The sequence below is a fragment of the Alteromonas gracilis genome, from assembly GCF_036870955.2.
GTDB classification, from domain to species: domain Bacteria; phylum Pseudomonadota; class Gammaproteobacteria; order Enterobacterales; family Alteromonadaceae; genus Alteromonas; species Alteromonas gracilis_A.
In genome coordinates this window covers 857,219-870,058 of record NZ_CP145482.2, presented here as the reverse complement: position 1 = coordinate 870,058, position 12,840 = coordinate 857,219, and the positions used below count along the sequence as shown (strand labels likewise).

The window sequence follows — 12,840 nt, the reverse complement described above, 5'->3', positions numbered from 1 at the left end:
TTGAATAAAAACAAATTAAAAAGTAATGGTTTAATCTAACATAATGATTACAACATACCCAGCGCAATATTGTTGAGAGACGTAATACGCATAAACGGTTACTTGGTTTTTGGCTGGAAACTAAAAAAAGTAGGGTTAGGATTAAAAAAGGTGTGAGGTCTACCTACGCATCTTTACTTTTATCCACTTTCTTTTTTGCCACAGAGGGCGTTATGAAAGGTCATTATCGAAATATTCTATGTGTATTAACGGACTCACACCGACAAGATGACACCGTGGCGCAAGCCATCCATATCGCAAAAGCACATCAAGCTTCGTTAACCATTATGCTATCGCTTGAAGCACTTCCTCCCAATGCAAGTATGGTGATGGAGTCATTTTCTTATATCGATTCACAGCAAACGATGGAAACTCAGGCCAACCATTGGCTAAAAGAGCAATCTGAAAATTGGGGGAAACACTATCCACTTAGTACTCAGGTGACCGTGGGCCAACCACTTATTGATGTCGTCAGATATGTATTACATAACGACATTGACCTGGTAATAAAGCGCGCTGAAGAAAGTTTTCTAGACCGGCTTTTTGGCAGCCTGGACATGCGCTTTTTCAGAAAATGCCCGTGTCCGGTGTGGATCATTAATCACCGTCCCCGAAGTCAATACAAAAACGTTGTGGCGGCGCTCGACCTAAATTACCACTATCCTGAACACGAGGTGGCGATAAGACGCGATTTGAACCGCGATGTATTGCGCCATGCGACCCAAATTGCGTTGCTGGAGTTTGCCCAACTGCATATCGTGCATGTATTTGACGCCGTGCCCGAAAATATAGCAAGAGACGGATTTATTACTGTCGATGACGATAGAATGGAAGCCGACCTTGCAAAAATTCATAATGAACGTGAACAAGAATTAGATACATTGCTTGCTGAGTTAGACGACGAACTTGATGAAAATGTACTTGATTACCTTAAACCACAAAAACATATTGTACATGGTTATCCGAGACGTGAAATCGCGGCAACGACAACCTCTTTAGATACCGACATTATTGTAATGGGAACCGTAGCGCGATTAGGTGTGCCAGGTTTTATTATGGGTGGAACAGCCGAAGAAACAATACATCAAGTGAAGTGTGCCGTTGTGGGTGTTAAACCAAGAGGATTTGAAACACCAATTACCTTGGCATGAAAATCGGTACTCGCATGCGACAGGCGTGATCGCGAATAAGCAGATATTGCCCCAAGTTATCACCCCGATTTACAAACAAAAACACCGCCAAGGGTTAACCTGGGCGGTGTTTTTTTAGCTCTGCCTTATGCTACGCCAAACGATGCTTTCAATATGAAGAAGAAGATAATTGAAAGTATGGCGCCTGCTGGTAGCGTTACAATCCACGACACTACGATATTTCTGACAATACCAAGGTTAAGTGCCGATACGCCACGCGCAAGGCCAACACCTAACACCGCACCAACTAGCGTTTGTGTAGTTGAAATAGGAAGGCCTGTGCCCGACGCAATTACGACTGTGCATGCTGCGGCTAGTTCTGCGGCAAATCCGCGGCTAGGCGTTAAATGCGTAATGCCTTGTCCGATGGTTTTAATTACGCGATGACCAAATAGTGCAAGGCCAGCAACAATACCTAGACCACCTAGGGGTAAGATCCAAGGTGCAAGCGTTGCACTTGAATTAATTTCACCACCGCTACTAACCACACTTACTACCGCAGCAAGTGGACCAATGGCATTAGCTACATCGTTCGAGCCATGAGCAAATGCCATACAGCACGCGGTAACTACCATAAGCAGTGCGAAAACTTTTTCAACGTTTGCGGCTTGTAAGTCTGCATCTTCAGAACCGCTAAAACGCATGCGGCCAATAAACCACTTGCCTACCAGCGCCAAAAGCACCGCGATGGCAACAGCAAGCAAATAACCATTCACCGCACTGAGTTCTAAACCTACGTGCTTAAGACCTTTTTTAATGGTAACCAGTGACATAACGAAACCAGCCAAAGCCATGTAAAACGGTACATAACGCTTTGCATTTTCGAACGGAGATTGGGTTTGAAAAATAAGTTTGTGTGCACTCATAAAAATGAGATAGGCAATGACACCTGATATCGCGGGCGTGACAATCCAGCTTCCCACAATACCACCCACTTTATCCCATGCCACGGCGTCCATACTCACACCTATGGCTGTGAAACCAATGATAGCCCCAATGATTGAGTGAGTCGTAGATACTGGCCATCCAAGCCAAGACGCCACTGCCAGCCAAATACCGGCGGCGAACAACGACGAGATCATACCCAATACCAAGTATTCAGGTATGTCAGTAAAGTAAGTAGAGTCGATAATTCCTTTTCGAATCGTCGAGGTTACTTCCCCACCTGCAAGGTAGGCGCCAGCAAACTCGAATATCATAGCGATGATGATTGCTTGTTTAATAGTTAAAGCTTTAGAACCTACAGACGTGCCCATTGCGTTGGCAACGTCATTCGCTCCAATACCCCATGCCATGACGAATCCCACGCCGACGGCAAGAAGAATAAGAATTAGGCCGTAACTTTCAAAAAATTCCACGGATAATCGCTCCCGATCTAAACGCGATTTAGGCTGGATGCTACATGAGTACGTAGCATGGTCTCTGGGCGACAAAGGCTAGAGACAAAAGTTAAAGACAAATTGTGTTTTATCATAAGGTTCGATTAAATTTTGCACGATCTGTTCTTGACTGCGGCGCATGATAACGTAATCGTCTTCGAAGCCATAGCGAAAATCACTGAAAAACGATAAAAGTATATGGAATTATTTGAATGCGATGATAAATCCACCAAATATTGCAGTTTTATGACAAATAAATTTCACCATTGGTTCCATTAAGAGGAACATGCGTAAATCCACATTGACCATTTGGACAAGATTAAGTCAGATCTTCGAGTTTCTTTTGTATGTTTTCTAGCGGTGTATGACGCACATCAGTTCCGCGTGTTAAATACACCACATACTCACAGACGTTTTTACATCTATCACCAATTCGCTCTAAAGAACGCAATGCCCAAAGCACGTCTAGCCAATCTTGCATGTCTTCAGTGCTTTTTTCCATCTCATGGGTCGTGTACGTAAGCAAGCGTTTATATTCGCTATCAATGCGATTGTCTTGGTCGTATACCGCTAATGCAGCATCTTCATCTTGACGAGCAAACGCATCAAAAGTACCGCGCATCATTGCCGCAACGCGCTCTCCAATAAGTAACATACTACTGCGAATGGTATCTGAAGACGGCAACTTGTTACGCGTTACGAGCTTAGCTATACGTTCTATCTCATCACCCATGCGCTCAATATCGGTAATTGCTTTTGAAATCGTCATGATAAGACGAAGGTCGCTTGCCGTCGGGTGTCGTTTGGCGATAATTCGCAGGCACTCTTCATCAATTTGAATTTCCATTGAGTTTATCTTCAAATCATTAAGTACAACCTTTTCTGCAAGGCCTGCATGGTTGTGCTTGACTGCTTTTAGTGTATCGACGAGTTGTTGTTCTACCTCGCCCCCCATGGTTAATACCGAGTTACGCAAGTTCTCAAGCTCGATATTAAAGGTACCGGAGATATGTGTATTTAAGGCAACCTGACGCATATTATCGTTTCCTAATTGCTCGAAAAGCGCATCACGCCAGCTAGGCGGTGCTGATAGCTGCAGATAAGTAAGTTAACCATAACGCCCTGTAATATAGTCTTCTGTTTGTTTTTTATCCGGCATCGTAAATAGCGTATCGCTATCTGCATATTCTACCAACCTTCCTTGATGAAAAAATGCCGTATAGTCACTCACTCGCGCGGCTTGCTGCATGTTGTGTGTAACGATAACAATAGTGCACTGTTTTTTAAGCGAGTCCATCAGCTCTTCAATAAAGAGCGTGGTAAGCGGGTCGAGCGCTGATGTCGGCTCATCAAGTAGCAAAATATCAGGCTTTAAGGCAAGTGCCCTGGCAATGACCAAGCGTTGTTGCTGTCCACCAGATAAAACGTGAGCAGATTCAAACAATCTGTCTTTAACTTCATTCCACAGTGCTGCCTGCTTCAACGCATTTTCCACGGCATCATCTAGGTGGCGACGAATTTTTACACCCTGTAGTTTTAGACCGTAACAAACATTCTCATAAATACTCATGGGAAAAGGATTGGGTCGCTGGAACACCATTCCCACTTTGGTACGTAAACGAGAGACGTTCACTTTGCGGCTGTTGATATTTCTGCCATCAATTATGATTTGTCCGTTGTATTTACAACCGTCATACAAATCGTTCAGCCGATTGAAACAGCTGATAAGTGTTGACTTGCCACAACCACTTTGCCCGATCAATGCGGTAATCTTGTTTTTCGGTATGCGCATACTGATATCGTCAAGCACGTGCTTATTACCAAACCACAAGTTGAGGTTTTTCACGTCAACGGCAGTTTGTTCATCGGTGATGTCATTGACGTTAAGAGTATTATGTTCAAACAACTTAAGCATGTTTATCCTTTGAGATAACGTCTACGCAAACGGGTTCTAAGTACGACCGCTAAGATATTAAGCACGAAAACAACCACCAACAATAGCAAACAGGCTGCAAACATCATACTTGCACTTTTACCGTCAGTTTGGCTGTGAAAAGCGCCATCGTAAATTAGTACACCGAGGTGCATAAACTGCCTATCTAGGTGTAAATAAGGAAACTCACCGTCAATAGGCAGACTGGGCGCAAATTTAACTGCCCCAACAAGCATTAATGGAGCAACTTCACCAGCTGCCCTGGCAATAGCTAATATTACACCTGTCATAATGCCAGGTGAGGCGATGGGTAAAATAGTACGAGCAATAGTTTCCATTTTGGTTGCGCCCAGCGCATAGCTCCCTGCTTTTAATCCTTCTGGTACTCGTCGCAAGCCTTCTTCAGTCGCCACTATGACTACCAGCAACGTGAGTATGGCCATAGTGAGCGCGGCCCAAAAAACACCCGGGCTGCCCATCGTGGGCGCAGGTAACGTGTCGCCGAAGAACAGCTCGTCTATGCTGCCTCCTAAGGTATATACAAAAAAACCTAATCCAAATACGCCATAGACAATAGAAGGCACGCTTACCATGTTACTCACACTAACGCGAATAATTGTCGTCATCGCGTTATGCGGCGCGTATTCACTTAGATAAATAGCGGCAAGCACGCCAAATGGCGTTACAATGATGGTCATCAAAAACACCATCAATACTGTCCCGAACAAGGCAGGGAAGACACCACCAGACGTATTTGCTTGTTTGGGTGAATCGGTCAAAAACACGCCTATTTCGCTAAACGCAACTTTCCACTTTTCAAAGGTTGTCAAGCGGCTGACAAAATCTACATCTTGAATGCTTGAAAGTGGCAACATAAAGGGCTTGCCATCTGCAAACACAACATGAAGCTGAAATTGATCGCGACGCGCTTCATATCCGAGCACCTCGTTTTGATAGTATGAAAACGTTGCGACTAGCTTTTCTCGCGCTTAAGCGCATCATCATCCACGTCCCTTTTATCAAACTGCGACAGCGCCTCGTGAATGGGTGCAAGCTGCTGCGTATTAATGGTCTCTATTTGATCTGTAATTACCGCAACTTCTTGCGCAACGTCGTCGAACTTATCGAGCGCCAAAAGTGGGTGTTCTGGTGTAATAATATGTTGCGGGATTGCAAGTATGCGGCGTCCGTCTTGAAGCTTTATCTCAGCGCTATTAAGGGCAAGCACGACTTCGCTGAGTTCAGTCCTTTGCACCCGCATCTGCGAACCATAAGGGTTCTGCGCATCGGCATACTTAAGAACGAGCTCATCGCTCGATGCGTCCTCATACATATTAGCAAGCACTGACCTTGTTTCCTCATCACTAGAAACAGTAATTTGATATATGGGTTCAGGCCAAAAGTACGCGGTACCGCGATACGTGATAAGAATAAGTACACTTACTAATGCAATCAGTAATAAGGCGGTAAAAAAAGCAGTTAAGCTGATTACCAAAGACTGTCGCTGAACTGGGTTCAACCCCACAAACGAAACGCTAGCCAATGAATACTCTCCCTTTTATTCGCTGACGCATAACCTCTGCTACGGTATTAACCACAAACGTAAATGCAAACAAAATACAGGCAGTCAAAAAGAGTATTTGATAGTGTGCCGACGACACGTCCGCTTCAGGCAGTTCAATTGCGAGGTTAGCAGTAAGTGCTCGCAAACCTTCTATCAAGCCCCAACTCGAAATAGGCGTATTACCTGTCACCATCAACACAATCATGGTTTCACCAAATGCCCTACCGAACCCTAGCATAATGGCTGCAACAATCCCCGGTAGCGCAACTTGAATAACGACATGAATCAGCGTCTGTAGCCGTGTTGCGCCAAGTGCAAACGACGCATGCTTCAAATCGTTTGGCACACCATAAATAGCGTCTTCTGCCAGTGAGTAAATACTGGGTGAAATAGCGACGCCCAATGCCAGTGCCACGACAATAGTCGTCTTGCCTATTGGGCTTTCCGATTCGGCTGCAAGCAGTGTAAAACCATCAACTCCCATTAAAGAAAAAATTAAGGAAGGGGCAAGCTCTACGCTGATATAACCCAAAACAAAAACACCGCCTATGGCAAACGCAAGTTCGGCACCATGTCTGAATTGTTTTGGCAAAAGTTCAGCTACAGGCCGCTGAACGACGGCAACGGCAATAAGCACGAAGGGAATAACAATGAGGAAAAAACCGAAAGAAAATAAGAATTGCTCAGCTTTTGGCGACAACCAAATCGCTGCAATGAAACCAATGAGAACACTGGGAATAGCCTCTAACAACTCAATGGCGGGCTTAAGCACATTGCGTAACTTACTTTTTGCAAAAAACGCTGTGTAAATGGCGGCGCCTATCGCCACAGGTATCGCAATCAGCAATGCAAGTAATGATGCTTTTATGCTGCCAATCAACAAAGGCGTTAAACTAAATTTAGCTTCTTGATAGTCTGACGCACTGGTCGTTTGCCATACCGTTTCGTCGTTGTCATATCCTTCATAATGCTGTGGATGAAACAATGAAGACCAGGTAGTGATACCACTTAGATTCTGACCTTGCCAGATAGACAGTGAATTATCGGTCGTGCCGTATAGATTATCGCCATACCAGGATATCTTGCTAGCTTAGGTGATGTGATTTTTTGCGCATTAACCAGTTCCCCAGACACCCGATTAATAAGCAAAATACGCTGCTTATTGGTAAGTACAGATACCAGATTCATACTTGCATGTTCAGCAACATCCAGAACCCGTTCCTTGCCATCAAGCGATACCTCATACGTCTTCTCATACCGACTACCAGAAGCATCTCGCACGAATACCCAACGCGTTAGTGTTGAATCAATGGGGTTATAGAGAAAAAATGTTCTTTGCTTTTCTAAAGCAAACAACGCCATATCGTCGGTAAATGAAATCACACCCTGTGTGGCGTGGATAAGCTCGTTCCCCGAATCTCGCAGGCGGTTGAGCATCAACGCATTGCCTTTGTGCACCAATACGCCCTCGCTACCAGGAAGCAATAAATAGCGCTTTGTGTCATTGAAAAACTGGTCTACAACATGCGTAGGGCGCTGACGGTTAATCCACCTTATCCATACGCCATTTGCATCTTCGATGGCAACAACAACCCAATTTACCGACAGGGCTATCTGCCATGCTTCACGCTGGTGCCAGCGCTCTTTGGGCAAAGAAAATGTAATGAAGTTGGTTAACATTGACGCTGCAATATCTATCTCATCATTTTTTTCTGACGTCTGTTTACCCATATGAAAGTTACGCACGGGCATAATTCTCACCTGCGCATTGGGAGAGACATCCACAATAAAGTTCTCCCCCATCAAACTCACTGTCGATAACTCATAATCGCACGGCCGAATATATTCGTGGCGCGTTTTCAATTTATTGTCTTTTATAACGCTAAGGCCTAATCGACAGCCATTGGGTTGTACGAGAATAGGTTGGTCATTCAGAACATCGCCAGCGCGCAAAATACGCTGATGTTTATCAACAGAATACGATGCCAATGGACTAAGACTGGGTGTATATGCCAGCGGTAACGCTTGACTAATTAAGTGGGTAATCAGAATAACCAGTGTGAGCAGCACCAAGCCACCAAACCCAGTGACCACGTATCGCGACCACTTATCATTGCGCTGACGCTTTTTGTTAATGCTGTCGCTATCGAAACTCATTAGAGGCTGATTATCTTTATTGTTATTTTTGAAATTCTTCTTTAAGAAGATAATTCGACGAAAAATGCACTGGTGAGCAGTGTAAGTTTTGTTATGCTAATAGCAAGTGAAAGTTTAACACATACTCATTACGCGCAGTCTGCTGCGATATGGTATTACCCTGCAAGAAGACGATCAAAGTTTTTCTTAACAAACCCGCTAAGGAGCACCACATGCAATCATTGGTTATAAGCATTATGGGTAAAGACAAGCCTGGTTTGGTAGATTCATTGGCAAAGTGTGTCTATAAACATCAAGGAAATTGGCAAGGATCGAGTTTTGCCCACATGGTAAGCATGTTTACGGGATTCGTTGAAGTTCATGTAGATGAAGACGAGAAACAGAATTTAATTGATGCACTTGATGGCATTACCGACCTCAGCGTTCAATCTGTTGCTGTTGCAAGTAGTACAGATGCTCACGCAACCACGCTGACCGTTGATGTTATGGGTAACGACAAGACAGGGATCGTACAAGAGTTAACGTCTGTCCTTAATCAATTTAATCTCAATATTCTGACATTTGCTTCCCACTGCGAAAGCGCACCAAACTGGGGAAGTTTGATCTTCAAGGCAAAAGCTGAAATAGGCGTTCCCGAAGATTTTGATGATGATGCTTTGCAGGGAGCGCTCGAGGCTCTCGCAAATGATCTCGTGGTTGATATAACAGCCAAACGATAGCGCTTACAACGGATTAAACAACGCGCTAGGTTTGCGCGTTGTCACAGTAGTGTCACCGACCCATGGCAGTCTTTGACCATTTTGATGAACGTAAATTGAGACATTATGGATAGCGACGTTTTATATTATCCCAAAGAATTGAGCTGGCTGGCGTTTAATGAACGCGTATTACAAGAGGCAGCTGATAAGAACAACCCTGCCGTAGAGCGCATTCGTTTTTTAGGCATCTATTCAAATAATCTCGACGAATTCTATCGTGTCCGTGCAGCTGACGTTAAACGTCAAATTACCATTGCTCAGAACGACGGCAACGAAGAAGAAGCAGTGCGCCAAACCGAATTAATGGGACAGATTCAGAAAAAAGTGGTGCAGCTTTCTGAAAAATTCGACCAAATTCATAAGGACGTAGTAAAGGCACTTGCACGTTATAACATTCACATCCTTCGTAAAGACGATCTAGACGATTACCAAAAACAATGGGTTCGCAACTTTTTTGTCAACAAAGTGTTGCGTCATATTGCTCCTATCCTTATCGATAAAAAAACAGATTTACTTAGTCGCCTAAACGGTAACTCGGTGTATTTATACGTAGCCCTTAGACGAGCAGAACGTAATCCAAAGTTTGCCGTTATTCAGGTACCCACCTCTGAAATGTCGCGCTTTATGCTTATTCCTCCGCAAAAAAGCCGTAAGAAGAAAAGTATCATCATGCTCGATGATATGATTCAACTTTGTATTGAAGATATCTTTAGAGGTTTCGTTAAGTTTGATTCGATTGAAGCATTTTCCTTCAAGATGACGCGAGACGCTGAATACTCAATTAACGAAGAGATTGACGAAAGCTTTGTTGAAAAGATGTCGGAAAGTATGAAGCAGCGTCTTATCGCCGAGCCTGTACGCGTAATTTATGACAACGATATGCCGCAAGATATGCAACAAGACTTGCGCAAGCGCCTTAAAATAACAAAGTTAGACACCATGCATGCAGCGGGTCATTACCGCAACTTCAAAGATTTTATCGGCTTTCCAAACGTTGGGCGTGAATATCTTGAACATGCGCCGTTGCCTGCACTTGATAGTAACGCTTTTTCAAAACATAACACCGTGTTCGACGCTATTACAGCGCACGATATTCTTTTGTATTATCCGTATCACAGGTTTTTGCATTTCACTGAATTTGTTCGCCAAGCGGCATTTGATCCCAACGTAAAAACTATCCGCATCAATATTTATCGCGTCGCAAGTAACTCACGCATTATCAATTCACTGATTGACGCGGTTGATAATGGTAAAAAAGTAACCGTGGTGGTAGAGCTACGCGCTCGTTTTGACGAAGAAGCCAACATTGAATGGTCAAAGCGAATGACAGATGCAGGCATTCGCGTTGTGTTAGGCGTGCCAACCTTAAAGATTCACTCAAAGCTTTGTATTGTGACTCGAGAAGAGCGCGGTAGCCTTGTAAATTATGCGCATTTCGGCACCGAGTAACTTCAATGAAAAAACCGCAAAGATATACACCGACTACAGCTTATTTACGCGCAATCAAGAATTAGCTGACGAAGGTGTGGCGGTATTTGACCTTATTCAATACCCTTACCGACGCTATAAATTCCAACATCTGCAAATTTCACCGCTGAACGCGCGCACCAAAATACAGTCGTTAATTAGGCAAGAGATCCAGCACCTTAACCAAGGTCACAAGGCTCAGATAACCTTTAAAATCAATAACCTTGTTGATAAAGAGCTTATAGACGATTTGTATCGCGCTAGTCAGGCGGGCGTTAAAATTAAAGGCATTGTACGCGGTATGTGCTCGCTAAACCCGGGAATAAAAGGGGTAAGCGACAACATTGAAATCATCTCGATAGTGGACCGCTTCTTAGAGCACCCCCGCGTAATGATTTTTGAAGGTGGTGGTGACAGAAAAGTCTATATTTCGTCTGCCGACTGGATGACGCGAAACATGGATAATCGGATTGAAGTTGGCTGTCCAGTATACGATAAGGGACTTCAACAACGCATTGTTGATATAATGGAGCTACAATTTAAAGATACTCTCAAAGCGCGCGTTATTGACAAGGATCAGAGCAACAAGTACGTTCGCAGAGGTAACCGTAAAAAGCTTCGTTCGCAAATAGAGATTTACGACTATTTGAGGAAGCTCGAAGAAACACTTTAGGAAGTACATGACCCAGCACGAATCTGTTTTTAATGATGTGGAAACTCGAGAAGTAAACAAAGTCGCAGCACTTGATATCGGCTCAAACAGTTTTCACTTAGTCGTTGCGCGTATTGTCGCTGGGTCAGTTCAAATACTTCACCGTGTAAAACAAAAAGTGAGGCTTGCAGAAGGCTTAAATGACGAAGATGTTTTGTCTGATGAGGCCATTGAGCGCGGCCTCTCTATGCTTAAAGTAGTAGCCGAAAGCTTAAAAGGATTCGAGCCCGACTCCGTACGCATTGTCGCCACGCACACATTGAGAAAAGCGCGTAACGCACGGGATTTTATCAATGCAGCAAAAGAAATCCTCCCCTACCCCATTGAAGTTATCTCAGGTGTTGAGGAAGCTCGACTAATCTACTCAGGTGTCGCTCACACTAATCACGCAGATGGCCAACAATTGGTAATTGATATTGGTGGTGGGTCGACGGAATTTGTTATTGGCGAGGGGTTTACGCCACTTCTATGCCGCAGTTTGCAAATGGGCTGTGTCAGTTACACCAAACGATTCTTTGCCAATGGAGAGCTAAAAAACAAAGCTTTTGAGCGGGCCATTACCGCTGCCCAGCAAGAACTCGAAATGATCGACAACAAATATCGACGCTTGGGATGGGTACAGTGCATTGGAACATCAGGCACTATTCGCTCTTTGTTCACACTGTGCCAGCAAGACCGTCCCAATGGCCACGACATTCCCGTTACGCTGAAAAGTCTTCGAGACCTGATGAAACAATTTGTGAATGCCGGTCATATCGACAAGCTTAATTACCCAGATCTAAGCGAAGATAGACGTGTGGTGATTGCGGGCGGCCTTGCCATTTTGATTGCAGTATTCAAAGCATTAGAAATTGATGGTTTGGTTTATTCTCCTGCCGCGCTTCGCGAAGGTGTACTTTACCAAATGGAGGACGAACTGCACCATGCCGATATTCGCGGCAGAACAGCAAGCAGTCTAGCAACGCGATACGACGTAGATACTGCGCAAGCCACCATGGTACTGAACACCACGTTATCGCTATATAGCAAAGTTGAGAAAGCATGGAAACTTAGAGGGCAAGATTTTAAGAGCATGCTTGGTTGGGCTGCATTACTGCATGAAGTGGGTATGCAAATTAACTCGCGGGGCATACAAAAGCATAGCGCATATATTTTAGCGAATGTGGATATGCCAGGATTTACTCAAGAGCAGCAGTTTTTGCTTGCTACCTTAGTGCGGTTTCATCGAAAAAAAATCCGAGCAGGTGACCTCCCATCGTTTAACCTTTTTGATGAACTTGCCGTAAAGCGCCTTATTGCATTATTGCGTTTGGGGGTATTACTTAACATTAAACGTCAAGAAGGCTTTTTGCCCGACCTTATTGTAGAAGCCGATAAGAGCACCATGACGGTGACATTTCCCGATGGATGGCTTGATGAAAAACCGATTATTTCCGCTGACCTTTTACGGGAAAGCCAATATTGGAAATCGTTAGACCTGCAGTTGGTGGTGCACCCAGACATCACCAAACTTCACCAAATTACCGAATAGACAGTGTGTAAATTGATTGTCTAATAGACGATTTAATGAGAGCATGACAATAAATCTCGCCTGCTGTAGCTACTGCAATAGGGTTAAGACTCATCGCCACAATGCAGCAA

The 12,840-nt window shown here is 44.2% G+C and carries 8 protein-coding genes and 2 pseudogenes; 4 read left to right on the top strand and 6 right to left on the bottom strand.

Features of this window, described 5'->3' with window-relative positions; genetic code table 11:
• Window positions 1-212 precede the first annotated feature (212 nt).
• The gene (locus tag V6N89_RS04225) at window positions 213-1,190 is read left to right on the top strand and encodes a universal stress protein (RefSeq protein WP_346993450.1); all 978 of its coding nucleotides are present in this window, start codon (window positions 213-215) and stop codon (window positions 1,188-1,190) included.
• A 125-nt stretch (window positions 1,191-1,315) separates the two neighbouring features.
• Here the strand turns inward: V6N89_RS04225 and V6N89_RS04220 are convergent, their stop codons facing one another.
• The 6 genes and pseudogenes from V6N89_RS04220 to V6N89_RS04195 form a co-directional block, all read right to left on the bottom strand.
• Window positions 1,316-2,587 (bottom strand): inorganic phosphate transporter, encoded by a 1,272-nt coding sequence (locus V6N89_RS04220; protein ID WP_346993449.1) that lies wholly within the window; start codon window positions 2,585-2,587, stop codon window positions 1,316-1,318.
• 340 nt (window positions 2,588-2,927) lie between these two features.
• Entirely contained in the window at window positions 2,928-3,644 is a 717-nt protein-coding gene (phoU, locus tag V6N89_RS04215; RefSeq protein ID WP_338516478.1) for a phosphate signaling complex protein PhoU, read from the bottom strand.
• A 72-nt stretch (window positions 3,645-3,716) separates the two neighbouring features.
• Entirely contained in the window at window positions 3,717-4,523 is an 807-nt protein-coding gene (pstB, locus tag V6N89_RS04210; protein WP_338516477.1) for a phosphate ABC transporter ATP-binding protein PstB, read from the bottom strand.
• A 2-nt stretch (window positions 4,524-4,525) separates the two neighbouring features.
• Window positions 4,526-6,084 (bottom strand): annotated as a pseudogene (pstA, locus tag V6N89_RS04205) (phosphate ABC transporter permease PstA).
• Window positions 6,077-7,090, bottom strand: coding sequence for an ABC transporter permease subunit (locus V6N89_RS04200; RefSeq protein WP_346993448.1), 1,014 nt, complete (start codon window positions 7,088-7,090; stop codon window positions 6,077-6,079). The pseudogene pstA and the gene V6N89_RS04200 overlap by 8 nt, the downstream one beginning before the upstream one ends.
• Window positions 7,091-7,113: 23 nt before the next feature.
• On the bottom strand, window positions 7,114-8,262 hold the full coding sequence (locus V6N89_RS04195; RefSeq protein ID WP_346993447.1) for a hypothetical protein: 1,149 nt from the start codon (window positions 8,260-8,262) through the stop codon (window positions 7,114-7,116).
• 212 nt (window positions 8,263-8,474) lie between these two features.
• Here V6N89_RS04195 and V6N89_RS04190 point away from each other — a divergent pair, with 212 nt between their 5' ends.
• The 3 genes and pseudogenes from V6N89_RS04190 to ppx all read left to right on the top strand — a co-directional run bounded on the left by V6N89_RS04190 (window position 8,475) and on the right by ppx (window position 12,730).
• The gene (locus V6N89_RS04190) at window positions 8,475-8,981 is read left to right on the top strand and encodes a glycine cleavage system protein R (RefSeq protein ID WP_346993446.1); all 507 of its coding nucleotides are present in this window, start codon (window positions 8,475-8,477) and stop codon (window positions 8,979-8,981) included.
• A 105-nt stretch (window positions 8,982-9,086) separates the two neighbouring features.
• Window positions 9,087-11,160: pseudogene (ppk1, locus tag V6N89_RS04185) on the top strand (polyphosphate kinase 1).
• A 7-nt stretch (window positions 11,161-11,167) separates the two neighbouring features.
• Window positions 11,168-12,730 carry an exopolyphosphatase gene (gene ppx, locus V6N89_RS04180; RefSeq protein ID WP_346993445.1) on the top strand — a complete coding sequence of 521 codons (1,563 nt, stop codon included), beginning with the start codon at window positions 11,168-11,170 and terminating at the stop codon, window positions 12,728-12,730.
• Window positions 12,731-12,840: the final 110 nt, after the last annotated feature.